The sequence below is a fragment of the Streptomyces sp. NPDC002809 genome (genome assembly GCF_040295435.1).
Taxonomy (GTDB): domain Bacteria; phylum Actinomycetota; class Actinomycetes; order Streptomycetales; family Streptomycetaceae; genus Streptomyces.
In genome coordinates this window covers 14,987-38,502 of the sequence record NZ_JBEOVJ010000081.1, presented here as the reverse complement: position 1 = coordinate 38,502, position 23,516 = coordinate 14,987, and the positions used below count along the sequence as shown (strand labels likewise).

The following is a 23,516-nucleotide window of genomic DNA, read 5'->3' as shown; positions in this document are numbered from 1 at the left end:
GGGCCCGCGGGGGGGGGGGGCATGGTCGGGGCCCCGGTACCTCCTGGGGTCGGGGGGCCCGCTCCATGTCCTGGGGCCTTCCCGAGGGCTCGCGGTTACGGCCTGCGGGCCGAGGTCACCCGGTAGACGTCGTAGACGCCCTCCACGCTCCGTACGGCCTTCAGGACGTGCCCGAGGTGCTTGGGGTCGCCCATCTCGAAGGTGAAGCGCGAGGTGGCCACCCGGTCACGGGACGTCTGCACGGCCGCGGACAGGATGTTGACGTGCTGGTCGGACAGGATCCGTGTGACGTCCGAGAGGAGCCGGGACCGGTCCAGAGCCTCGACCTGGATCGCGACCAGGAAGACCGAGGACTGGGTGGGCGCCCACTCGACCTCGAGGATCCGCTCCGGCTGCTGCGAGAGCGAGTCGACGTTGACACAGTCCGCCCGGTGCACGGAGACTCCGCTGCCCCGGGTGACGAAGCCGATGATCGGGTCGCCGGGCACGGGCGTACAACAGCGGGCCAGCTTGACCCAGACGTCCTCGACGCCCTTGACGACCACGCCGGGATCCGCCTTGGCCCGGCGCTTGTTGCGTCCGTGCGAGGGCGGGGAGCTCTCCGCCAGGTCCTCGTTGGCCGCGTCCTCGCCGCCGAGCGCCTGCACCAGCTTCTGTACGACGCCGGCCGCCGCCACATGTCCCTCGCCGATCGCTGCGTAGAGGGACGAGATGTCGGGGTAGCGCATCTCGTGGGCGAGCGTGACGAGCGAGTCGCCCGTCAGGATGCGCTGGATCGGCAGGTTCTGCTTGCGCATGGCCCGCGCGATGGAGTCCTTGCCCTGCTCGATCGCCTCGTCGCGGCGCTCCTTGGAGAACCACGCACGGATCTTGTTGCGGGCCCGCGGCGACTTGACGAAACCGAGCCAGTCGCGAGAGGGCCCGGCGCCGGCTGCCTTGGAGGTGAAGACCTCCACCAGGTCGCCGTTGTCGAGCGTCGACTCGAGCGGCACGAGCCGCCCGTTGACCCGTGCTCCTATGGTCCGGTGGCCGACCTCCGTATGGACGGCGTACGCGAAGTCGACCGGTGTCGCCCCCGCGGGAAGCGCTATGACGTCGCCCTTGGGCGTGAAGACGAAGACCTCGTTGCGGGAGAGGTCGAAGCGCAGGGACTCCAGGAACTCGCTGGGGTCCTCGGTCTCCTTCTGCCAGTCCAGGAGCTGGCGCAGCCACGCCATGTCGTTGACGGTGTCCTGGCCGCGGCCGGTGTTCTTGGGGACGTCGGTGCGCACCTTGGAGGCGCCCGCGACGGCTTCCTGCTTGTACTTCCAGTGCGCGGCGATGCCGTACTCGGCGCGGCGGTGCATGTCGAAGGTACGGATCTGCAGCTCGACGGGCTTGCCGCTGGGGCCGATCACCGTGGTGTGCAGCGACTGGTACATGTTGAACTTGGGCATCGCGATGTAGTCCTTGAACCGGCCGGGGACCGGATTCCATCGCGCGTGCACGGTGCCGAGCGCCGCGTAGCAGTCGCGGACCGTGTCCACGAGCACCCGGATGCCCACCAGGTCGTAGATCTCGGCGAAGTCCCGGCCCCGCACGATCATCTTCTGGTAGACGCTGTAGTAGTGCTTGGGCCGTCCGGTGACGGTCGCCTTGATGCGGGCGGCGCGCAGGTCGGACTGGACCTCGTCGGTCACTATGGCGAGGTACTCGTCACGCTTGGGCGCCCGCTCGGCGACGAGGCGGACGATCTCGTCGTACATCTTGGGGTAGAGGATCGCGAAGGCGAGGTCCTCCAGCTCCCACTTGATGGTGTTCATGCCCAGGCGGTGTGCCAGGGGGGCGTAGATCTCCAGCGTCTCGCGGGCCTTCTTCTCCTGCTTCTCCCGCTTGAGGTAGCGCATGGTGCGCATGTTGTGCAGCCGGTCGGCGAGCTTGATGACGAGGACCCTGGGGTCCTTCGCCATGGCGACGACCATCTTGCGTACGGTCTCGGCCTGCGCGGCCTCGCCGAACTTGACCTTGTCCAGCTTGGTGACGCCGTCGACCAGCAGGGCGACCTGGTCGCCGAAGTCGCGCCGCAGGGTGTCCAGGCCGTACTCGGTGTCCTCGACCGTGTCGTGCAGCAGCCCCGCCATCAGAGTGGCCGGATCCATACCCAGCTCGGCGAGGATCGTCGTCACGGCGAGCGGATGTGTGATGTACGGGTCGCCGCTCTTGCGCTTCTGGCCGCGGTGCCAGCGCTCGGCGACCTGGTAGGCCTTCTCGATCTGGCGCAGCGTGGCCGACTCGATCTTGGGGTCGTTGCTGCGGACGGTGCGCAGCAACGGTTCCAGTACCGGGTTGTACGGGCTGGAGCGCTGCACGCCGAGGCGGGCCAGCCTGGCCCTCACCCGGTTGGACGACCCTCCGGTACGGGCCACCGGGCCCGCGGGCGCGGCCGGTGCCGCTGCGGGCTTGGAGGGCGGCTTCGGTGCGGTGGGGGCCGGGGAGACGGGGACGGCCGGCTGCGCGGGGGAAGCGGGCACGGGTCCGTTCGCCTCGGCGGGGGCCGGACCCGTGGCGGGCTCCGGAGCCGGGGGCTTCGGCTTCTCCGCGGGCTGCTGCGTCGCGGGCGTGGCTGGGGCCGCCTCGGGCTTGTCGGGCTGCGGGGCGGCGACTGGCTGGGCCTCGTCTGGCAAGAGCACTCCTCGTGCGGATCCGGACACCCGGAAAGGCCATCGTATCGACCCGGCGGCCGGTCCTCCCCCGGGGACCGTGAGAGCCCTCACAACGCGAAACGGGCACCCGGCTGTTCCCGGGTGCCCGCATCGGTGCGCGTCGCGGTGGTGCGCACCGTCCGGTGCCGTTCACGCCATGATCAGAGCACGACGCGGTAGTGGGTGGTCAGACGCCGCTCGTCGTCCAGGACGTGGAAGGCGAGGCCGGGCGGCTGGTCACGGTCCGCCGCGCCACCGGCCTCCCAGGGCATGCGCAGGGTCCAGGTGATGGCGGGGCCGACGATCAGCGGGCGGTCGGCGAACGTCGAGGCGGCCGCGGTGTGGGCGTGACCGGTGAGGACGGCGACGACGCGCGGGTGGGCGGCGAGCAGGCCGGCCAGCCGTCCGGGCTCTTCGAGCATGCCGGAGTCGGGCAGGGGGTGGTGGAGTTCCACCGGCGGCTGGTGGAACGCGATCAGCGCCGGGGTGTCCTGCGGCAATGCGGTGAGGGTGGTGTCGATCCAGCTGAGCGTATCGGCGTCGAGGCGCCCCTCGTCGCGGCCCGGAATGGTGGAGTCGCACATCAGGACGGCGGTGCCGGCGATGAGGTGGTGCCGGTTGACGGGGCCGTCGCCGGGCGCCTCGCCGAGCAGGGCCTTGCGGTAGGCCGGTCGGACGTCGTGGTTTCCGGGGCAGGTGAGTACCGGGAACGGGGCGGTCAGGATCCGGGCCGCTTCCTCGTACTCGCTCTCCGTCCCGTGATCGGCTATGTCCCCGGTGACCAGGAGTGCGTCGACCGGGCGGGGCAGCGCGCGCAGGTAGTCCATGACGAGGGTGGCGCGCCGGGTCGCTCTCTCGCTGCCGTCCAGGTGCAGGTCACTGATCTGGGCAAGAAGTGTCGTCATTCCTCTGTCTCCTCCATGGCAAGCCCGGGCGGCCGGGCGGCAGCGGGCGGGTGTCGCCGCCCTGCCCGCCGCCCCTCGCCGCACCTAACGGAAGTTTCCACTTTTACCGTTAGAACCTTAGGGTGTGGGCGGGGATGCGATCAAGTGGTCGTCGATTCGGCGCGAGAGCGGGAGGAGCACCCTGTGGAGCGATGGCCGGCACTGGAACTGGCGAGCACGATCCGGCACGACGGAGACGGTGGCGTCACCGACGACCTGGCCACCCTCCGGGGAACGACCCGCTGGATTGACGAGCAGGGCGATCTGCCGGCCGGCCGTGTCCCGGCGGCCGGACTCGTGGTGGACGAGGAGCTGAGACTCGGGATCGTCGCGCTGCGCCGGGCCGTCCGGGCCCTGTTCGCCCACGCGGTCGCTCCAGCTCCGCCCAGCCCGGCGGATGCCCGTCACCTGATGCCTGTCGACGAGGCCCTGGCCCATGTCAACGCGATGGCCGCCCGGGAACCGGTCGCCCCGCAGATGGACTGGCCTCTCCACGACGCCCCCACCGTCCGGCTGCTGTCGGCGCAGGACGATCCGCACGTGCGGATCGTCGCGGCCCTGGCCCGCTCCGCCATCGACTTCCTGACGGGCCCGCAACGCGAGCGGTTGCGCGCCTGCACCGCGCCCCGCTGCGTGCGCTACTTCGTCAGGAGTCACGGGCGGCAGGAGTGGTGCAAGCCCTCCTGCGGAAACCGGGCACGGGCGGCGCGCCACTACAGGAGCCGGCGCACGGCGGGCGAGGAGCCCTCCCCGTCCTGACGGTCTGCAGGGCGCCGGGGCGATGCCCACAGGTACGCGAAGAGGGCACCCGGATCGCTCCGGGTGCCCTCTTGGCTGTGCGTGTACGCGGTCGGTCAGACCGTGATCAGGGCCTCCAGCGGAGCGCCCTGCAGATGCGGCGCCAGGCGCTCACGGCCGGCCAGGAATCCCAGCTCCATGAGGACGCAGACACCTGCGACCGTGGCCCCGGCCCGCCGGATCAGCTCCAGCGAGGCCCCGGCGGTGCCGCCCGTGGCCAGGACGTCGTCGATGACCATGACGCGGTCGTCGGCCGACAGGTCCTCCGCGTGGACCTCGATCTCCGCGGTGCCGTACTCCAGCTCGTACGCCTGGCCGAGCGTGGCTCCCGGAAGCTTCCCGGCCTTGCGGACGGGGATGAAGCCGAGACCGGCCCGTACCGCGACCGGCGCGGCCAGGATGAAGCCGCGGGCCTCCAGACCGACGATCTTCGTGGCTCCGTGCCGTACGCACAGTTCCGCGAGTGCGTCCGTGAGGGCCGTGAACGCGACCGGGTCCGCGAGCAGCGGGGTGATGTCCTTGAACATCACGCCCGGCTTCGGGTAGTCCGCCACGTCACGGATCCGGCTGAGCAGCAGGTCCCTGGTGCTCTCGGTGGTGCTGGTCATCGACGCTTCCCCGGGCTCCGGCCGTGGCCCCTGGGGGGCTCCTGGCGCTGGCCGACGACCGCACCGGCGGGCGCGGTGTCCTCGGGGTACTGCTCGTCCGCCTGCTCGGCCTGCTCGGCCTCGTTGAGCTCGCCCTTGGCGGCGGCAGCGGCACGCTTGGCGAGGATCCGCTTCTTCAGCGCCTTCATCTGCGGTTCGCGTTCCTTGAGGTCGGCGACGAGCGGAGTGGCGATGAAGATCGAGGAGTACGCACCGGCGGCGAGACCGACGAAGAGTGCCAGCGAGATGTCGTTCAGCATGCCGGCGCCGAGGACACCGCCACCGATGAACAGCAGACCGGCGACCGGCAGCAGGGCGACGACCGTGGTGTTGATCGAGCGGACCAGCGTGCTGTTGATGGAACGGTTGGCGACCTCGCTGTACGTCCACCGGGTCTGCTTGGTGATCCCCTTCGAGCCCTCCTTGAGGCTGTCGAAGACGACGACCGTGTCGTAGAGGGAGTAACCGAGGATCGTCAGCAGACCGATCACGGTGCCCGGGGTGACCTCGAAGCCCACGAGCGCGTAGACACCGACCGTGATGGTGATGTCGTGGATCAGCGCGACGAGGGCCGCGATGGCCATCCGCCATTCGAAGGCGATCGCCAGGTAGATCACGACGAGGACCATGAAGACGCCGAGGCCGGTCCACGCCTTGTTGGCGATCTGCTCACCCCAGCTGGGGCCGACCAGGTCTGCCGCGATCTTCTCGGCCGGGACGTCGAGGCCCTTGGAGAGCTCGCCCTTGATCTGGTCGGACTTCGCGGTGTCGACCTCGGTGATCTGGATACGCAGACCGCCGTTGCCCAGCTTCTGGACGATGGCCTGGTGCCCGGAGGAGTCGGTCGCCAGCGTCTCCGCCTCGTTGACGGAGACGCTCGTCTTCGGGGTGGTGAAGACCGCGCCGCCCTTGAACTCGATGCCCATGTTCAGGCCGCTGACCGCCAGGCCGACGATGGCCGTGATGGTGATCAGGATCGAGATGCCGTACCAGATCTTGCGCTTGCCGATGAAGTCGTAGCCGACCTCGCCGCGGTAGAGACGGGCGCCGAGATTGCCGAGTCGCGACATCTCACGCCTCCTTCGGGTCGGTGGGGGCGTTGACACGGCGCGAACGGCGCAGCGGCGGCTTGGCTCCGAGCCGCTTCGGGTCCAGTCCGGACCACGGGTGACCGCTGGCGAAGAACTTCGTGCGGGCCATGAGCGTCATGACCGGCTTGGTGAAGAGGAAGACCACGACCACGTCGAGCAGGGTGGTGAGGCCCAGCGTGAACGCGAAGCCCTGGACCTTGCCGACGGTGACCACGAACAGGACCGCCGCCGCCAGGAACGACACGAAGTCGGAGACGAGGATGGTGCGCCGGGCGCGCGGCCAGGCCCGTTCGACGGCCGGGCGCAGTGTGCGGCCCTCGCGGATCTCGTCCCGGATGCGTTCGAAGTACACGATGAACGAGTCCGCGGTGATACCGATCGCCACGATGGCACCACAGACCGCGGGCAGGTTCAGCGCGAAGCCGATGGCCGGGCCGAGCAGCGACATGATCGTGTAGGTCAGGATGCCGGAGACCAGGAGGCTGAGAAGCGCGATGAACGCCAGCCCGCGGTAGTAGGCCACCAGGTAGATGACCACCAGGGCCAGGCCGATGGCTCCCGCGATGAGGCCTGCGCGGAGCTGCTCGCCACCGAGTGCGGCGGTGACGGTGGTGACGCTCTGTTCCTGGAAGGAGAGCGGCAGCGCACCGTAGGAGAGCACGTTGGCGAGTTCCTCGGCGGACTGCTGGTCGAAGCTGCCGGAGATCTCGGCGTTGGCGCTCAGCGCCGTGCTGACCGAGGGCGCCGAGACCACTTCGCCGTCGAGCGCGATGGCGAACTGGTTCTGCGGCGACTGCTGCTGGGCGAGCTTGCCCGTGGTCGTGTGGAACTTCTTGGCGCCGCCGCCGGTGAACTCCATCTGAACGATCCACTGACCGGTCTGCTGGTTGATCGCAGCCTTGGCGCTGTCCACGTCCGTGCCGTCGACCTCGGCCGGGCCGAGTACGTACTTGGCGGAGCCGTCCTGCTCGCACGCGACCACCGTGTCGGTGGCCTTGGTGCCCTGGGACGCCTTGGAACGGGAGGCCTTGCTGGAGCAGTCCAGTGCCTCGAACTTCTTCTGCAGATCCGCTGCGGCCGCCTGCTCCTCGGCGGAGGCGGTCGGGGTGGAGCTCGCCTCCGGCGTGGTGCTGGCCTTGGGCGTGGGCGTGGAGTCGGCCTTCAGAGCGCCGGTGACCGCGCGGCCCTGGGTGGTGGCGCTCGCGCTGGGCTTCGCGGACGGGCTGCTCGCCTTGTCCGAGGCGGAGGCGCTCGGCGTGGCGGACGGGCTGGCCTTGTCGGAGGACGAGGCGCTCGGCGCAGGCGTGGGCGTTCCCTGGGCGACGGTCAGCACCGGCCGGAAGTAGAGCTTCGCGGTCGTACCGACCTGCTCACGGGCCTGGGCGGAGTTCGTGCCCTTGGGGATGTTGACGATGATGTTGCGATCGCCCTGGGTCTGGACCTCGGCCTCGGAGACACCAAGACCGTTGACGCGGCGCTCCATGATCTGGACCGCCGTGTCCATGTTGGTCTTGTTGATCGCCGACTCCTGGCCGGGCTCGGCCTTCGCCTCCAGCGTGATGGACGTGCCACCGGCCAGGTCGATGCCGAGTCGCGGCGTCGGCTGGTCGGCCAGGAACATCCCGCCGGTGAGAGCGACCATGGCGATCAGGATCAGAGCCAGGGAACGCCCCGGCCTGCCCTGACCGCCGGCCGGTCCTCGGCCCTTCTTCGGTGCTGCCACCTTCTCGTTTCTCCCTGTCCAACCGCCCCGCGCCGGGTACGCGCCCGAGCGGCCACGAAGTTTAGTGGGGACCCGCCCCCGCAGAAGACCGCACGGTCCGGGGATGGCCGGATGCCTGTGGGCTCACGGCATCCCCGGGTCGTGTGCTACTTCGCGTCGGCCTCGCCGTCGGCCTTGCCCTCGGACTTCTTGTCGGCCTTGTCGTCGGCCTGCTCGGCGTCGTCCGTCTCGGTCTTCTTGACCAGGTCGGTCTTCGCGTCGTCCGAGGTGACCTCGTCGGCCTCGTCGGCCTCGGTCAGCGAGGAGGCGTCGTCCGGGACGACCGCGCCGTCGACGTCGAGCTCCTCCACGTCGCCGTGGACGATGCGGTTGTACTCCGCGTCGTCGAGGACGGCACCGATGGCGTTCTTCGCGTAGATGGCGTGGACGCCGGGGGCGACCTCAAGGAGAACGGTGTCCTCGTGAAGCTCCTTGACGGTGGCGTACATGCCCCCGATCGTCCGGACGCCGGTGCCGGGCTGCATTTCATTGCGCATGTTCGCAGCCGCCGCCTGCTTCTTCTTGGCGGACCGCGTCATCAGGAACATGGCCCCGATGAGCACGATGAAGGGGAGGAGAGTCACGGGATTCACGGGACGATTTTCCTTCGCACGACCGCGCTCGAAGGCGGCCTGGTCTACGGGGGTGGGTACACCGACCTTTAAGGGCGGCATCGGCGGAGTCTAAGCGAGTCCGCATCGATGGAACAACGCCCAGCATGGCACCGTGGTTCCTCTGTGGGTCAACCTGTGATGCATCACGCCCCGAACAGACCCTGTTGTCCCTTTCCGCCGTGCTGCGGAGGCACCAGCCCGAGATGAGCCCAGGCGGCCGGGGTGGCGACCCGCCCCCTCGGCGTCCTGGCCAGCAGTCCTTCCCGTACGAGGAAGGGCTCCGCGACCTCCTCGACCGTCTCGCGCTCCTCCCCCACGGCGACCGCGAGGGTGGACAGGCCGACCGGACCGCCACCGAAAAGTTTCAGCAGCGCTCCGAGCACAGCCCGGTCCAGCCGGTCCAGTCCCCGGGCGTCGACCTCGTACACCCGCAGAGCCGCGGCGGCGATCTCCCGGTCGATCCTGCCGTCGGCCTTGACCTGGGCGTAGTCCCGGACCCGGCGCAGCAGCCGGTTGGCGATACGGGGCGTGCCGCGCGAGCGCCCCGCGATCTCGGCGGCGCCTTCGACGTCTATCCCGACGTCCAGGAGTCCGGCCGAGCGGTGAATCACCCGTTCCAGTTCATTCGGGGCGTAGAACTCCATGTGCCCCGTGAAGCCGAAGCGGTCGCGCAGCGGGGGCGGCAGCAGTCCCGCTCTGGTGGTCGCGCCGACCAGGGTGAAGGGCGGCAGCTCCAGCGGGATGGCGGTGGCCCCCGGCCCCTTGCCGACGATCACGTCGACCCGGAAGTCCTCCATGGCCATGTAGAGCATCTCCTCGGCGGGCCGGGACATGCGGTGGATCTCGTCGAGGAAGAGAACCTCGCCCTCCTGGAGCGAGGACAGGATCGCCGCCAGGTCGCCCGCGTGCTGGATGGCGGGGCCGGAGGTGATCCTGATCGGGGCGTTCATCTCGGCCGCGATGATCATCGAGAGGGTGGTCTTGCCCAGCCCGGGGGCGCCGGAGAGCAGCACGTGGTCGGCGGTTGCACCGCGGGCACGGGCCGCCTTGAGGACCAGGTCGAGCTGTTCGCGCACCTTCTCCTGGCCGACGAACTCGTCGAGGTCCTTGGGGCGCAGCGCTGCCTCGACCGCGGTGTCCTCGCCGTCCGCGCCGGCGTCGACGAGTCGCTCGTCGAGGAGCTCGTCGGTGTCGGGTCCGGTCTCGTCCCAGTTCATCTCGTCAGTCCCGCCTCGGGTGTATCGGTGCCGTGCCGTGGAATGCCGGGCCGGCGTCAGCCGGGGTGTCGCCCGGGCCGGCTCAGCGCGTGCGGTTGAGGGTCTGCAGGGCGGCGCGCAGCAGCTGCGGCACGGGCGGCTGGGCGCCCTCCGCGAGGGCCGCCTCCGCCTGCGGTGCCACGGCGGACACCGCTTCGTCCGCCTCGCGGGTGGCGTAGCCGAGACCGATCAGGGCTGCGTGGAGCTGGTCGCGCCAGGCGGCGGAGACCGCGGCGCCGATGCCCTGCTGGCCGATGTGGGCGCCGACGGGCTCGCCGAGTCTGTCCTTCAGCTCGAGCAGGAGCTTCTGGGCGCCCTTCTTGCCGATGCCGGACACGGCGGTGAGCGCCTTCTCGTCGCCGGTGGCCACGGCGATGCGCAGGGCGTCCGGGCTGTGCGTGGCGAGCATGGCCTGGGCGAGCCGGGGCCCGACCCCGCTGGCGGTCTGGAGGAGCTCGAAGACCTGTCGTTCGTCGTCGTCGGCGAAGCCGTACAGCGTCAGCGAGTCCTCCCGTACGACGAGGGAGGTGGCGAGCTTGGCCTCCTTGCCGATGCGGAGGCCGGCGAGGGTGTTCGGTGCGCACTGGATGGCCATGCCGATGCCGCCGACCTCGATCACGGCCGTGGTCGGGGCGAGCGCGGCGACGGGGCCGCTGACGGAGGCGATCATCGGGGGACCTTCCGGACGGGGGCTGCTGCGGTGCGCGGGACGCGCGGGGTACGGGCAGCCGCTGCGGCCGCCGCGTGCGCCTGCTGGAGGCGGTTGAGCGCGGGGGCGCGCCAGATGTGGCAGATGGCGAGGGCCAGGGCGTCGGCGGCGTCCGCGGGCTTCGGAGGGGCGTCCAGGCGCAGGAGCCGGGTCACCATGGCGCCGACCTGCGCCTTGTCCGCGCGTCCGCTGCCGGTGACGGCTGCCTTGACCTCGCTGGGCGTGTGCAGGGCGACCGGGATGCCGCGACGGGACGCGCAGAGCATGGCGACCGCACTGGCCTGGGCGGTGCCCATCACCGTACGGACGTTGTGCTGGGCGAACACCCGCTCCACGGCCACGTACTCGGGCCGGTGCTCGTCGAGCCACTCCTCGATGCCGCGCTCGATGGCCACCAGCCGGTGGCCGAGCTCAGCGTCGGCGGGGGTGCGCACGACTCCGACGCCGAGCATCGTCAGAGGACGGCCCGCGACCCCTTCGACGACTCCGACGCCGCACCGGGTGAGCCCGGGGTCCACGCCCAGTACCCGCACGGTTCGCCCCCTCCTTGCCGATCGGTCAACTGTTCCCGCAGGCTATCGGCTCGCACTGACAATGCGACGGGCCGACGGGGTGTGTCCCCGTCGGCCCGTCCACGGAAAGCCGCGCCGGTCACCCGGCAGCCGCTCAGGCGTCGACCTTCTCCATGACCTCGTCGGAGACGTCGAAGTTGGCGAAGACGTTCTGCACGTCGTCGCTGTCCTCCAGCGCGTCGATGAGCTTGAAGATCTTGCGCGCGCCCTCTTCGTCGAGGTCGACCTGCATGGTGGGCAGGAAGTTGGCCTCGGCCGAGTCGTAGTCGATGCCCGCCTCCTGGAGCGCGGTGCGGACCGCGACCATGTCGGTGGCCTCGCTGACGACCTCATAGGTCTCGCCGAGGTCGTTGACCTCCTCGGCACCGGCGTCGAGGACCGCGTCCAGCACGTCGTCCTCGGACAGCTCGCCCTTGGGGACGATGACGACGCCCTTGCGGTTGAACAGGTACGAGACCGAGCCCGGGTCGGCCATCGAGCCGCCGTTGCGCGTCATCGCGACACGTACGTCGGACGCCGCACGGTTGCGGTTGTCGGTGAGGCACTCGATGAGCACCGCGACACCGTTAGGGCCGTAGCCCTCGTACATGATCGTCTGGTAGTCGACGCCGCCCGCTTCGAGACCGCCACCGCGCTTGACCGCGGAGTCGATGTTCTTGTTCGGGACCGAGCTCTTCTTCGCCTTCTGGATCGCGTCCACAAGGGTCGGGTTGCCTTCGGGGTCCACGCCGCCGGTGCGGGCCGCGACCTCGATGTTCTTGATCAGCTTCGCGAAGAGCTTGCCGCGCTTGGCGTCAATCACGGCCTTCTTGTGCTTCGTCGTAGCCCATTTAGAGTGGCCGGACATCTGCCTTCTCCTTCGCGTCACCAAATTCCGTACGAACCCGAGAGATCCTACCGGGGTCGAGTCAGCTGACTGCGCGCACCATGTCGACGAAGTACGCGTGAAGCCGGTGGTCTCCGGTCAGTTCCGGGTGGAATGACGTGGCAAGGGCGTTTCCCTGCCGTACCGCCACGATGTGGCCGCCGTGCTCGGCGACCACCTTGGCCTGCGCGCCCACGGACTCGACCCAGGGGGCCCGGATGAAGACGCCCTCGACCGGGCCGCCCTCGATTCCGGCGACCTCGACGGCCGCCTCGAAGGACTCGTTCTGCCGCCCGAAAGCGTTACGGCGCACGATCATGTCGATGCCGCCCACGGTCTCCTGGCCGGAGCGCGGGTCGAGGATCTTGTCGGCGAGCATGATCATCCCGGCGCAGGTGCCGTAGACCGGCATCCCGGCCCGCACCCGCTCACGCAGCGGTTCCAGCATGCCGAACAGGGCAGCCAGTTTGGACATCGTGGTGGACTCGCCACCGGGGATGACCAGGCCGTCGACCTCGGCGAGTTCCTCGGGGCGCCGGACCGGCCTGGCCAGGGCGTCCGCCGAGGCCAGGGCGATCAGGTGTTCCCGTACGTCGCCCTGGAGAGCCAGGACGCCGATGACAGGGGTGTCGCTCATCAGTGACTACCAGCCACGGTTCGCGTAGCGCTCGGCCTCGGGCAGGGTGTCGCAGTTGATGCCGACCATGGCCTCGCCCAGGTTGCGGGAGGCGTCCGCGATGATCTTCGGGTCGTCGTAGAAGGTGGTGGCCTTCACGATGGCGGCGGCGCGCTTGGCGGGGTCGCCGGACTTGAAGATGCCGGAGCCGACGAAGACGCCCTCGGCACCGAGCTGGCGCATCAGCGCGGCGTCGGCCGGGGTGGCGACGCCACCTGCGGAGAAGAGGACGACGGGCAGCTTGCCGAGCTCGGCGACCTCCTTGACCAGCTCGTACGGGGCGCGGAGATCCTTGGCGGCGGCGTACAGCTCGTTGTTGTCGTAGCCGCGCAGCCGGGCGATCTCGTTCTTGATCTGCCGCAGGTGGCGGACGGCCTCGACGACGTTGCCGGTGCCGGCCTCGCCCTTGGAGCGGATCATGGCCGCGCCCTCGGCGATGCGGCGCAGCGCCTCGCCCAGGTTGGTGGCGCCGCAGACGAACGGGGTGGTGAACGCGAACTTGTCGCTGTGGTTGACCTCGTCGGCCGGGGTGAGGACCTCGGACTCGTCGATGTAGTCGACGCCGAGGGACTGCAGGACCTGGGCCTCGACGAAGTGTCCGATGCGGGACTTCGCCATCACCGGGATGGAGACGGACTCGATGATCTCCTCGATCATGTTCGGGTCCGACATCCGGGCCACGCCGCCGTCCTTGCGGATGTCGGCGGGCACCCGCTCCAGGGCCATGACGGCCACGGCACCCGCGTCCTCGGCGATCTTCGCCTGCTCGGCGTTGACGACGTCCATGATCACGCCGCCCTTGAGCTGCTCGGCCATGCCGCGCTTGACGCGGGCGGTGCCGATGGCGGGGGCGTCGGACTGCGGGGTGGTGGGAAGCGTGGACACGGATCGACCTCACTCGGAGAAAAGATTGCTGAACGTGCAGGGGTGATGCACTGCTGAGCAAACTCTCCGGCACCAGTCCACAGCAAGGGCCAATAGGAGGCCGGTGGATCGTTTTGGTCCGCCGCGGGGCGGGCGCGGGTGTGCCACCCCGCCCCGCCCCGCCCCGCCCCGCGACTGCCTCCGTCAGCTGACGGGACGGTCCGCGAGGGCGACCGGCGGCTCGTCGTCCATCTCGAAGGCCAGCGGGAACGGGGCGTGCCCGGCCAGCCGGAACCAGCGCACCGTACGGTGGCGGCGCAGCGCACGCGCCGCCCGCACCGCGTCGTTGTGGAACCTGCGCGCCATCGGCACCCGGCGTACCGCCGCGGCCAGCTCCGAGGCGGCCTCCTCGCCGCCCGGGATCTCCTTCACCGCCTCGACCTGCGCCCGCTCGCCGAACACCGCGCGCAGGGCGGTGCTCAACTCGCTCTCGGCGACCTCGCGGTGCTCCTCCTCCGCCTGGCGGGCGGCGTGCGCGGCCTCGTACAGGACGATGGACGCCGCCGGGTCGAGGACCCCGGACGTGGCGAGTTCCTGGGTGACCGAGGCGCGGCGCAGCAGTTGGGCGTCGAGGGCGGCGCGGGCCGCGTCGATACGGGTGTGCAGCCGGTCGAGACGGCCGGCGGTCCAGCTGAGGTACAGGCCGATCGCGACGAGCACGACGGCGGCCCAGATGAGGGTTTCGGTCACGGGCGGCAAGGCTACCGGTGAGCGGGCGCCCGACGGGGCCGCGGACCGCGGGGAGATCCCTCAGGGGAACGCCTCAGTCCCGGGCCAGCCCGAACCGGGCACGCAGACCCGTACGTTCGTCCGCCGCCACCGACGCGGCACCGTCCGCCACCGTCTCGTACACCGCGAGGATGTCCGCCCCGACCGTCGCCCAGTCGAAGCGCCGCACATGCGTGCTGCCGCGCTCGCGCAGCTCCGCGCGCCGCTCCGGGTCGCCCAGCAGCCGGACCGCCGCGGCCGCCAGGGCGTCGGCGTCCTCGTTGGCGAACAGCTCTCCCGCCGCACCCAGGTCCAGTACCTGAGCGAACGCGTCCAGGTCGCTGGCCAGGACCGGAGCACCCGCCGACATGGCCTCGACGAGAATGATGCCGAAGCTCTCGCCTCCGGTGTTGGGCGCGACGTACACGTCGACGCTGCGCAGCAGCCGCGCCTTGTCCTCGTCGCTCACCATGCCGAGGAACTCGACGCGCGCGCGCATCTCCTTCGGCAGCGAGGCGACGGCCTCCTCCTCGTCGCCCCGGCCCGCCACCAGGAGCCGCGTGTCCGGGCGTGCGGCCAGGATCGCGGGCAGGGCCCGCATCAGGACGGGCAGGCCCTTGCGGGGCTCGTCGATGCGCCCGATGAAGCCGATCGTGCCGCCCTGCCACTCGGGGCGGGGTTCGGCCGCGGCGAAGAACCCGACGTCCACCCCGTTGGGGATGACCACCGCGTCGCCGCCCAGGTGCTCGACCAGGGTCCGGCGCGCGTATTCGCTCACCGCGATGCGCGCGCTGATCTTCTCCAGCGCCGGCTGGAGGATCGGGTACGCGGCGATCATCGCCCGGGAGCGCGGATTGGAGGTGTGGAAGGTGGCGACGATCGGCCCCTGGGCCGCCCAGCACGTCAGGAGCCCCAGTGACGGCGAGGTCGGCTCATGGATGTGGATCACGTCGAACGTGCCGTCGTGCAGCCACCGCCGCACGCGGGCCGCGGACAGGAAGCCGAAGTTCAGCCGGGCGACGGAGCCGTTGTACGGGACGGGCACGGCCCGTCCCGCGGACACCACGTAGGGCGGCAACGGCGTCTCGTCGTCGGCCGGGGCCAGCACGGAGACCTGGTGTCCGAGCCGGATCAGATGCTCGGCCAGATCACGGATGTGGAACTGCACGCCACCCGGGACGTCCCAGGAGTACGGGCAGACGATGCCGATCTTCACTGCCAGGGCCTTTCGTTCGGGTCCGGCCGGATCACGGAGCGGGGTCCGGTGCGTGCGGCTGCGAGGCGGAGGAGGGAGTCGCTGCGGAGCGTCGGCGACCGACGACACCGCGGGAGGGGGGCTCCCCCGGTCGAGCGGGGCCGAGACCTCGGGCAGTGCGTGCCGGGCCCCGCGAGCCCGGCACGCCCCGAACGAAGAGCCCTGAGGGCTGTCCCGTAATCCCTGGCGGGCGCGCGACGACAGCTACGGCACCTCGCCGCGTTGTCGGAACGTCCGAATACATCCAGTAGGCGGACTCTCCTCCGCCTTGCGATGCACCGCATCCGACGCCGCGCGCCGATCCACCACGGATTACGGGACAGCCCTTAGTCCCCGCGGGGTTCGAGGTCGGAGAGCCAGAGCCGTTGCAGCATGTGCCAGTCCTCCGGGTGCTCGGCGATGCCCAGGGCGAACGCGTCGGCCAGGGCCTGTGTCATCACGGACGTCCTCTCGGCACGGTCACCTGAGCCGGGTACCTCCACGGGCGGATGGATACGTGCCTTCATCACCGGCGTGTCGTCGTAGGAGAGCGTGACCGGCAGCAGCAGCGCACCGGTCTGCTGGGCCAGGAGGGCCGGCCCCGCGGGCATCCTGGCGGTGTCGCCGAAGAACGTCACCTCGACGCCCGAGGCCGACAGGTCGCGGTCGGCGACCAGGCAGACCAGGCCGCCCTCGCGCAGCCGGCGCGCCAGCGTCCCGAACGCGGTCCCGCCGTTGTGCGCGAGAACCTCCATGCCCAGGCCCTCGCGGTACGCCACGAACCGGTCGTACAGCGATTCGGGCTTGAGCCGCTCGGCAACCGTGGTGAACGGGACCTTGAGGTCCGTGGTGACCCACGCCCCCGCCAGGTCCCAGTTCCCCAGGTGCGGCAGCGCGAGGACGACCCCGCGCCCCGCGTCGAGTCCCTCGGTCAGCCGGTGCGCGTCCGTCACGTCGATGGACGCCCTGATCCGCTCCGGGGTCCACGTGGGCAGCCGGAACGACTCCATCCAGTAGCGCATGTACGAGCGCATCCCGGCCTTGGACAGCGCCGCGAGCCGCGCCGGACTCGCGTCCGGAACGACCCGCGCCAGATTCGACTCCAGCCGCAGCACGCTCTTGCCGCGCCGCTTCCACACCTGGTCGGCGATGGTGCGGAAGATCGCCTGCGCGGCAGGCTCGGGGAGCTTCTTGACCGCGGCCCAGCCGAGCCCGTACAGGCCGTCGCTCAGCCGTTCCTTCGGACCGGGCTTCGCCTCCCCCGACGCGCCGCTCACTGCGCCGCCTCGCTCCCCCGGTCCGACGCGGCCGACACCGCGGCGGCCGCGTCGGCCTCTGCGGATTCACGGCGCACGGTCACGACCCGCTGCACCAGCGTCACCAGGCTGCCCGCGGCGACGATCCACAGGGCGATGGGCAGCAGGATGTCGATCCCCGGCACACCGAACTTGTGGAGACCCGCCAGACCGGCGGCCACCAGGGAGATCACCAGGCGTTCGGCACGCTCCACGAGTCCGTTGACCGCCACCGGCAGACCGATCGACTCACCGCGCGCCTTGGTGTACGAGACCACCTGGCCGCTCGCGAGGCAGAAGATCGCGACCGCGCACAGGATGTTGTCGTCGCCGCTGCCCGCGTACCAGAGGGCGAATCCGGCGAAGATCGCCCCGTCGGCCACCCGGTCGAGCGTCGAGTCCAGGAACGCGCCCCAGCGGCTGGAGATGCCCGCCTGTCGCGCCATGTTGCCGTCGACGAGGTCGGAGAAGACGAAGATCGTGATGACGATCGTGCCCCAGAAGAACTCCCCCATCGGGAAGAAGACCAGCGCACCTGCCATCACTCCGGCCGTGCCGATCAGAGTGACCGCGTCAGGGCTCACGCCCAGACGGAGCAACAGTGCGGCGAACGGCGTGAGGACACGCGTAAAGAATGCACGCGCGTACTTGTTCAGCATGGCCTTCCCGAGGGTTCGGTGGGCCGCATGGCCCCATCGGCCACCGGCTGGAGGGTGCTGAAGGCCCCGGCCGGATCAGGGAGCGGCGTCCGGTGCGTGCGGCTGCAAGGCGCCGGAGCGTCCCCGCGGCTCCGCCATGGGGACGTTTCGGCAACGCCACAGTCGTGCGTGCCGGACGCCGCGAGCCCGGCCAGGCCCTTCAGCACCCTCCTGGCCCATCGTAGTCACGCCCGCCGCACTCCACCGTCCGGGCACCCTGGGGGGTGTCGTGCGACGGCGTAAGACGTATGGACGCGACCCGGACGGAGTGGAAAGCTCGGAACTACCGCGGGCGTCGTCGTAGCCGCCGCGGCGGCTCCCCCTCGTGCCCGTGCGACCGCTCCCCATCCCCGCGCCGGCGGGCCCCCTCCGGCGCCACCACCCGGGAGGCACGCGTCATGGGCGACAAGGCACACACGCACACCGGAGCCGCCACAGGAGCAGCGACGGCCGACCACCCCTCCGCCATCCGGAACGTGGTGCTGGTCGGCCACAGCGGATCCGGCAAGACCACCCTCGTCGAGGCAATGGCACAGACCGCGGGCGCGGTCAACCGGGCAGGCCGGGTCGAGGACGGCACCACCGTCTCCGACCACGACGGGATCGAGCAGCGCCGGCAGCGCTCCGTATCGCTCTCCCTCGTCCCCGTCGAATGGGACGGAGTCAAGATCAACCTGCTGGACAGCCCCGGCTACGCCGACTTCGTCGGGGAACTCAGGGCCGGTCTGCGCGCGGCGGACGCGGCCCTCTTCGTCGTCTCGGCCGCCCAGGAGGCCGACGCCGTCGCCGGCACCACCCGCGCCGTCTGGGAGGAGTGCGCGGCGGTAGGCATGCCTCGCGCCATCGTCGTCACCCACCTGGACACCGCCCGCACCTCCTTCGAGGCGATGACCCGGATCTGCGGCGAGATCTTCGGCGGCGACGACCCCGACGCCGTACTCCCGCTCTACCTGCCGGTGCACGGCCCCGAGGCCGCGGACGGACACGCCCCGCTGACCGGACTCACGGGACTGCTCACCCAGCGGATCTTCGACTACTCCGGCGGCGAACGGAAGGAACACCCGCCCGCGGAGTCCCAGCAGACACCCCTGGCCGACGCGCGCAACCGGCTGATCGAAGGGATCATCGCCGAGAGCGAGGACGAGACCCTGATGGACCGCTACCTCGGCGGCGCGGCCATCGACATCAAGACACTCGTCGACGACCTCGAACGCGCCGTCGCACGCGGCACCTTCCACCCCGTCCTCACCGCCGCCCCAGCCGCCGAAGGTGCCCGCCAGGGCATCGGCACCGTCGAACTCCTCGATCTGATCACCGGTGGCTTCCCCACCCCGCTCGAACGCCCCCTGCCCGCCGTCACCACCCTGCACGGCGCCTCGCTCCCCGCCCTGGACTGCGACCCCCGGGGCCCCCTGGCCGCCGAAGTCGTCAAGACGGCCTCCGACCCCTACGTCGGCCGGCTCTCGCTCGTCCGCGTCTTCTCCGGCACCCTGCGCCCCGACGACACGGTGCACATATCCGGCCATGGACTCGACGACCCCGGCCACGAGGCCAGGCCCTTCCACGAGGCCGAGATCCGCGTCGGAGCCCTCTCCTCCCCCTTCGGCAAGCAGCAGCGGCCCCTCACCGCCTGTATCGCCGGCGATCTCGCCTGTGTCGCCCGGCTGGACGCCGCCGAGACCGGCGACACCCTGTCCTCCCCGGACCACCCGCTGCTGATGGAACCGTGGACCATGCCCGACCCTCTGCTGCCGCTCGCCATCGAGGCACACAGCAAGGCCGACGAGGACAAGCTCTCCCAGGGCCTGGCCCGCCTCGTCGCCGAGGACCCCACCATGCGCCTGGAACAGAACCACGACACCAACCAGGTGGTTCTGTGGTGTCTCGGCGAAGCCCATCTGGACGTGGCACTGGACCGGCTGCGCACCCGTTACGGCGTACAGGTCGACGCCGTCCCCCACCGCGTCGCCCTGCGCGAGACGTTCGCCGGGCCGTCCACCGGACGGGGCCGCAACGTCAAACAGTCCGGCGGCCACGGCCAGTACGCCATCTGCGAGATCGACGTCGAGCCGCTGCCACCGGGCTCGGGCATCGAATTCGTCGACAAGGTCGTCGGCGGATCGGTGCCCCGCCAGTTCATCCCGTCCGTCGAGAAGGGCATCCGCGCCCAGGCCGCCCGCGGCGTCGCCACCGGACATCCGCTGATCGACGTGCGCGTGACCCTGCGGGACGGCAAGTCCCACTCGGTGGATTCCTCCGACGCCGCGTTCCAGACCGCGGGCGCCCTGGCCCTGCGGGAGGCCGCGGCCGACGCCCGCATCCAGCTCCTGGAACCCGTCGCCGAGGTCCGCGTGCTGATCCCCGACGACTACGTCGGCCCGGTCATGAGCGACCTCTCCGGCCGCCGCGGCCGGGTGACCGGCACCGTGCAGTCCGGCGCCGGACGCACCCTCGTACGGGCCGAGGTACCGGAACTGGAGATCGGCCGCTACGCGGTCGACCTGCGCTCCCTGTCCCACGGAACCGGCCGGTTCGACCGCACCTACGCCCGCCACGAGGCGATGCCGCCGCAGCTCGCCGACCGCCTCCACGAACAGCGGGAGAACGGAACGAAAGCCGCATAACGACCACGTCCGCTCGACGTTGTCCACAGGGCCGGACGGCGTACCGTTTCGGACGATACGCTGTGCTCCCAGCTCAGAAAGTGTGCCGGGCCCGGCAGTTGGGAAACAGCCGCAGGAGCGGTTCCTCGGCGGCGAGTGGGGGCGACAGTGGCCAGCAACGGATTCGATTTCTCACCCGGAGCACAGATTCCGCTCCAGGGCGCGGCAGGTGCGGCGGTGGCGACCAACGCCCTCGCCTCTGCCGCGTACCGCGACAGTCCGGTGGAGGAAATCCTCAAAGCCAACAGCGAGTGGCACAAGTCCGAAGTGAAGGAAGGGCGTTCCAAGCTCTTCAAATCCGACTACTTCAAACCCGACCTCGGCGAGGCCTTCTCCCGCGCCGTCCAGGAACGCACGCTGGGCGGCGCACGGAAAGCCCTCATCCAGTCGTTCGGCAGCGACCCCCAGACGGTCGTCGAGCACTGCCTGTCCGCGACCCGGCTCCGCAAGGCCCGCGACACCAAACTCACCGCCGTGACAGCCCTGTTCGGCTTCGCCTTCCTGCCCGGCATGCTGCTCTGGGTCATCGCGTTCCGCCTGCGCGACGGCCTCGCCAACACCAAGGACAAGGGCCTCGCCGCCATCGGCAACGCCCTGCTGCCCATCATCGGCATCGCCGCCCTCTTCCTGCTGATCAAGATGCCCCTCACCGGGCTCCTGGGGCTGTACCTGCGAGCGATGATCATCGCCCCCGTCATCGGCTGGCTGATCGCCAAACGGATCGCCGAGACCTCCGCCCAGGACATGCGCGCCCGCTGGGAGGGCCTGCTCTCCGGCGGCGGCGTCATCGCCAAGATCCCCGAAGCAGTCCCGACGAACCCCAACGAGACGGCCCGCGAGGCACTCCGCCAGGGCCTGGAGAAGCTCTCCGCCGAACAGCAGTCCAACTCCGTCTTCTACGCCGGCCCCAAGGGCATCCTCGGCATGGGCACCCGCTGGGGCAGCTGGCAGCTCGCCGAGGACCTCGTCTCCAAGGACCCCGGCAAGGAGTTCCACCAGTTCCGCAGCTGGGACCTGATACGAGTCATCCACGACCAGCTCAAGATGCTGGAGCGAGGCCCGCTGAACACCGGCGGGTTCCCCACTCCCTCGGTCACCCACTGGATCGTGTCGCCCGTCGGAGAGAACGCCGACTCGGTGTCGCGGCCCGAGGGCGAGGACGTCGCCACCTTCCAGGTCAAACCCCACGAGATACAGCGGATCTGCAACCACCAGCAGTTCGGCGGCGGCGACCGCCACTACCTGGGCGTCCAGTTCACCCTCTGGGACGGCCAGCTGGTCATCACCATGATGATCACCGTCACGGTGCTCTTCGAGACCCTTCGCATCGAAGTCACCGGACACGCACTCGGCCCGGTCCACTCCCTGTTCACCAGCAAGCCCGCGGCCAAGAAGAAGACGGTCAACAAGACCGTCAAGTTCTGGGAGACCCGCGACATCACGCTGGCTCTGGTCGAGTCGAAGGAAGTCGTCCGCCTCGCCCTGCGCGCCCCCTTCACCTGGTATCCGCCGCTCCTCGACTACCTCGGCGGCAAGATCGCACTGCCCGAACCCTTCGGACTGCGGCACGCCTGGGCCGAGAAGCCGTGGCGCCACCGCTTCATGGCCGACGACGCGATGCGCGCCGCCACACCCGTCCTGCGAGTCGTGCACAACGCCGCCATGAAGGTCCTCGATGAGAACGGCGTCGACACGGAACGCTTCGGGAACCGCTCGTCGATACTGAGCGGAATCGTCCAGGACCCCACCCCGCGCAAGGCCGACATCTACGACGCCTGAGCGCAGTCCCGTAGTCCGTGGTGGATCGGCGCGCGGCGTCGGATGCGGTACGTCGCAAGGCGGAGGGGCGTCCGCGTACTGGATGCATCCGGGCGTTCGGGCAACGCGGCGAGGTGCCTTGGCTGTCGTCGTGCGCCCGTCAGGGATTACGGGACAGCCTCAGGGTCTTTCGACCTACGGCAAAGGGCGCCCCGAAAGACGGGGCGCCCTGCGCGGTGGAAGAGGAAACCGGGATCAGACGGTGCCCGGCCAGGCGTCGGCCAGCATCGTGCGCGTGTCGGCCAACAGCTGCGGCAGCACCTTGGTGTGGCCCACCACCGGCATGAAGTTGGTGTCACCACCCCAGCGGGGCACCAGATGCTGGTGCAGATGCGCAGCGATACCCGCACCGGCCACAGCACCCTGGTTCATCCCGATGTTGAAACCGTGCGCACCGGACGCCGCCCGCAGCGCCGCCATCGCACGCTTGGTGAAATCGGCCAGCTCCAGCGTCTCCGGACCGTCCAGCTCGGTGTAGTCCGCGACATGCCGGTACGGCACCACCATCAGGTGCCCGCCGTTGTACGGATACAGATTCAGCACGGCGTAGACCTTCTCGCCGCGCGCGACGACGAGCCCGTCCTCATCCGACTTCGAGGGAATCTCACAGAACGGACAGCCGTCGCCGGCCTCCGGGCCGCTCGGCTTGTTCTCGCCCTGGATGTACGCCATCCGGTGGGGCGTCCACAGGCGCTGGAACGCATCGGGCGTTCCCACTCCGATCTGCTGCTCCGGCTCACTCGTCATGCCGATCAGCATATTGCGTACCCCGGGCAAAGCGTGTCGCCGGGGCCGATCCCGTCCCCCCGACGCGATGCTGGCCCGATGACCGACCGCAACCCGGCCCGGCCCTCGCCCGCCCTGACCCTCTGGGAACAGCGCACCGAAGTACCGCTCTTCGCCGCCTCGCTGCTCTTCCTGCTCGGCTACGCGGCCCGCGTCCTGGCCCCGAACGACGCCGAACCCTGGCACGACATCTCCCTCGCCCTGGTCGCCGCCACCTGGCTGCTCTTCATCGTCGACTACGCCGTGCGGATCCGGCTCAGCGGCCTGGGCCACCGCTTCGTACGCGTCCGCTGGCTCGACACGCTCGTACTCCTGCTGCCGCTGCTGCGCCCGCTGCGCCTGGTCAAGGTCTACACGGCGGTCCAGAAGCGCCACGACGAGCCGCGGCTGAGCCTGTACGCACGGGTGATGTCCTACGCCGGCCTGACTGCCCTGCTGCTCGGCTTCTCGGCCGCCCTCGCCGTCTACCACCAGGAGCACGACGCGCCGGGCGCCTCGATCAGGACCTTCGGCGACTCGGTCTGGTGGGCTTGCGCGACGCTCACGACGGTGGGGTACGGGGATGCCGTACCGGTGACACCGTGGGGCCGGGTGGTCGCGGCGTTCCTGATGGCCTGCGGACTGGCGCTGCTGGGAGCGGTGACGGGTTCGTTCTCGTCGTGGCTGATCCAGGTGTTCCGGCGGGAGGACGAGAAGGAGCCCCCGGTGAGCGGGTAGCTCACCGGGGGCCGGCCCCGCTTGCGCGGGGGAGCAGAATCTCTGACCCCGACTCTGG

21 protein-coding genes are annotated in these 23,516 nt (G+C 70.3%); 4 read left to right on the top strand and 17 right to left on the bottom strand.

What is annotated here, in order from left to right:
* Positions 1-95 precede the first annotated feature (95 nt).
* Positions 96-2,663: a RelA/SpoT family protein gene (locus tag ABT025_RS32275; protein ID WP_351002173.1), complete on the bottom strand. Its 2,568-nt coding sequence runs from the start codon at positions 2,661-2,663 to the stop codon at positions 96-98.
* Positions 2,664-2,842: 179 nt separating this feature from the next.
* Positions 2,843-3,586 (bottom strand): metallophosphoesterase, encoded by a 744-nt coding sequence (locus ABT025_RS32270; protein WP_351002171.1) that lies wholly within the window; start codon positions 3,584-3,586, stop codon positions 2,843-2,845.
* A gap of 183 nt (positions 3,587-3,769) precedes the next feature.
* Between ABT025_RS32270 and ABT025_RS32265 the strand changes: the two genes are divergently transcribed.
* The gene (locus tag ABT025_RS32265) at positions 3,770-4,384 is read left to right on the top strand and encodes a CGNR zinc finger domain-containing protein (protein ID WP_351002169.1); all 615 of its coding nucleotides are present in this window, start codon (positions 3,770-3,772) and stop codon (positions 4,382-4,384) included.
* A gap of 95 nt (positions 4,385-4,479) precedes the next feature.
* On the opposite strand, the gene ABT025_RS32260 is transcribed toward ABT025_RS32265, so the two are convergent.
* The 14 genes from ABT025_RS32260 to pgsA all read right to left on the bottom strand — a co-directional run bounded on the left by ABT025_RS32260 (position 4,480) and on the right by pgsA (position 17,435).
* The gene (locus ABT025_RS32260) at positions 4,480-5,031 is read right to left on the bottom strand and encodes an adenine phosphoribosyltransferase (protein WP_351002167.1); all 552 of its coding nucleotides are present in this window, start codon (positions 5,029-5,031) and stop codon (positions 4,480-4,482) included.
* Positions 5,028-6,140 carry a protein translocase subunit SecF gene (gene secF / locus ABT025_RS32255; RefSeq protein ID WP_351002165.1) on the bottom strand — a complete coding sequence of 371 codons (1,113 nt, stop codon included), beginning with the start codon at positions 6,138-6,140 and terminating at the stop codon, positions 5,028-5,030. The genes ABT025_RS32260 and secF overlap by 4 nt, the downstream gene beginning before the upstream one ends.
* A gap of 1 nt (position 6,141) precedes the next feature.
* The gene (gene secD, locus ABT025_RS32250; protein WP_351002163.1) at positions 6,142-7,884 is read right to left on the bottom strand and encodes a protein translocase subunit SecD; all 1,743 of its coding nucleotides are present in this window, start codon (positions 7,882-7,884) and stop codon (positions 6,142-6,144) included.
* Positions 7,885-8,030: 146 nt separating this feature from the next.
* Positions 8,031-8,516, bottom strand: coding sequence for a preprotein translocase subunit YajC (gene yajC, locus ABT025_RS32245; RefSeq protein ID WP_351002161.1), 486 nt, complete (start codon positions 8,514-8,516; stop codon positions 8,031-8,033).
* 164 nt (positions 8,517-8,680) lie between these two features.
* Positions 8,681-9,754 (bottom strand): Holliday junction branch migration DNA helicase RuvB, encoded by a 1,074-nt coding sequence (gene ruvB / locus ABT025_RS32240; protein WP_351002159.1) that lies wholly within the window; start codon positions 9,752-9,754, stop codon positions 8,681-8,683.
* An 82-nt stretch (positions 9,755-9,836) separates the two neighbouring features.
* Positions 9,837-10,463: a Holliday junction branch migration protein RuvA gene (gene ruvA, locus ABT025_RS32235; protein WP_351002157.1), complete on the bottom strand. Its 627-nt coding sequence runs from the start codon at positions 10,461-10,463 to the stop codon at positions 9,837-9,839.
* Positions 10,460-11,035, bottom strand: a complete 576-nt coding sequence (ruvC, locus tag ABT025_RS32230) for a crossover junction endodeoxyribonuclease RuvC (RefSeq protein ID WP_351002155.1) — start codon at positions 11,033-11,035, stop codon at positions 10,460-10,462. The genes ruvA and ruvC overlap by 4 nt, the downstream gene beginning before the upstream one ends.
* Positions 11,036-11,168: 133 nt before the next feature.
* Entirely contained in the window at positions 11,169-11,921 is a 753-nt protein-coding gene (locus ABT025_RS32225; RefSeq protein WP_145762429.1) for a YebC/PmpR family DNA-binding transcriptional regulator, read from the bottom strand.
* A gap of 61 nt (positions 11,922-11,982) precedes the next feature.
* Positions 11,983-12,576, bottom strand: coding sequence for a pyridoxal 5'-phosphate synthase glutaminase subunit PdxT (pdxT, locus tag ABT025_RS32220; RefSeq protein ID WP_351002152.1), 594 nt, complete (start codon positions 12,574-12,576; stop codon positions 11,983-11,985).
* Between the two features lie 6 nt (positions 12,577-12,582).
* Entirely contained in the window at positions 12,583-13,500 is a 918-nt protein-coding gene (pdxS, locus tag ABT025_RS32215; RefSeq protein WP_351002150.1) for a pyridoxal 5'-phosphate synthase lyase subunit PdxS, read from the bottom strand.
* 183 nt (positions 13,501-13,683) lie between these two features.
* Positions 13,684-14,229, bottom strand: coding sequence for a LemA family protein (locus tag ABT025_RS32210; protein ID WP_351002148.1), 546 nt, complete (start codon positions 14,227-14,229; stop codon positions 13,684-13,686).
* Between the two features lie 73 nt (positions 14,230-14,302).
* Positions 14,303-15,463, bottom strand: coding sequence for a glycosyltransferase family 4 protein (locus ABT025_RS32205; protein ID WP_351002146.1), 1,161 nt, complete (start codon positions 15,461-15,463; stop codon positions 14,303-14,305).
* Between the two features lie 365 nt (positions 15,464-15,828).
* The gene (locus ABT025_RS32200; RefSeq protein WP_351002144.1) at positions 15,829-16,758 is read right to left on the bottom strand and encodes a phosphatidylinositol mannoside acyltransferase; all 930 of its coding nucleotides are present in this window, start codon (positions 16,756-16,758) and stop codon (positions 15,829-15,831) included.
* Positions 16,755-17,435: a phosphatidylinositol phosphate synthase gene (gene pgsA, locus ABT025_RS32195; RefSeq protein WP_351002142.1), complete on the bottom strand. Its 681-nt coding sequence runs from the start codon at positions 17,433-17,435 to the stop codon at positions 16,755-16,757. Before pgsA ends, ABT025_RS32200 begins: the two co-directional genes overlap by 4 nt.
* A 437-nt stretch (positions 17,436-17,872) precedes the next feature.
* On the opposite strand from pgsA, the gene ABT025_RS32190 reads away from it, so the two are divergent.
* Positions 17,873-20,098 carry an elongation factor G-like protein EF-G2 gene (locus ABT025_RS32190; RefSeq protein ID WP_351002141.1) on the top strand — a complete coding sequence of 742 codons (2,226 nt, stop codon included), beginning with the start codon at positions 17,873-17,875 and terminating at the stop codon, positions 20,096-20,098.
* Positions 20,099-20,245: 147 nt separating this feature from the next.
* A complete protein-coding gene (locus ABT025_RS32185) occupies positions 20,246-21,916 on the top strand; it encodes an AbeC-like domain-containing protein (protein WP_351002139.1) in 1,671 nt (556 codons plus the stop codon).
* 234 nt (positions 21,917-22,150) lie between these two features.
* Here ABT025_RS32185 and ABT025_RS32180 read toward each other — a convergent pair whose 3' ends face one another.
* Positions 22,151-22,714, bottom strand: a complete 564-nt coding sequence (locus tag ABT025_RS32180; protein WP_351002137.1) for an HIT family protein — start codon at positions 22,712-22,714, stop codon at positions 22,151-22,153.
* Between the two features lie 66 nt (positions 22,715-22,780).
* On the opposite strand from ABT025_RS32180, the gene ABT025_RS32175 reads away from it, so the two are divergent.
* Positions 22,781-23,458 carry a potassium channel family protein gene (locus tag ABT025_RS32175; protein ID WP_351002135.1) on the top strand — a complete coding sequence of 226 codons (678 nt, stop codon included), beginning with the start codon at positions 22,781-22,783 and terminating at the stop codon, positions 23,456-23,458.
* Positions 23,459-23,516: the final 58 nt, after the last annotated feature.

What these genes read in the sequence shown, in the direction of transcription:
- ABT025_RS32190 (WP_351002141.1), top strand. Translation starts at nt 17,873, where the DNA reads ATGGGCGACAAGGCACACACGCACACCGGAGCCGCCACAGGAGCAGCG.
- ABT025_RS32175 (WP_351002135.1), top strand. Translation starts at nt 22,781, where the DNA reads ATGACCGACCGCAACCCGGCCCGGCCCTCGCCCGCCCTGACCCTCTGG.
- ruvA (WP_351002157.1), bottom strand. Translation starts at nt 10,463, where the DNA reads ATGATCGCCTCCGTCAGCGGCCCCGTCGCCGCGCTCGCCCCGACCACG.
- pdxT (WP_351002152.1), bottom strand. Translation starts at nt 12,576, where the DNA reads ATGAGCGACACCCCTGTCATCGGCGTCCTGGCTCTCCAGGGCGACGTA.
- ABT025_RS32270 (WP_351002171.1), bottom strand. Translation starts at nt 3,586, where the DNA reads ATGACGACACTTCTTGCCCAGATCAGTGACCTGCACCTGGACGGCAGC.
- ruvB (WP_351002159.1), bottom strand. Translation starts at nt 9,754, where the DNA reads ATGAACTGGGACGAGACCGGACCCGACACCGACGAGCTCCTCGACGAG.
- pgsA (WP_351002142.1), bottom strand. Translation starts at nt 17,435, where the DNA reads ATGCTGAACAAGTACGCGCGTGCATTCTTTACGCGTGTCCTCACGCCG.
- ABT025_RS32225 (WP_145762429.1), bottom strand. Translation starts at nt 11,921, where the DNA reads ATGTCCGGCCACTCTAAATGGGCTACGACGAAGCACAAGAAGGCCGTG.
- ABT025_RS32260 (WP_351002167.1), bottom strand. Translation starts at nt 5,031, where the DNA reads ATGACCAGCACCACCGAGAGCACCAGGGACCTGCTGCTCAGCCGGATC.
- secF (WP_351002165.1), bottom strand. Translation starts at nt 6,140, where the DNA reads ATGTCGCGACTCGGCAATCTCGGCGCCCGTCTCTACCGCGGCGAGGTC.
- ABT025_RS32180 (WP_351002137.1), bottom strand. Translation starts at nt 22,714, where the DNA reads ATGCTGATCGGCATGACGAGTGAGCCGGAGCAGCAGATCGGAGTGGGA.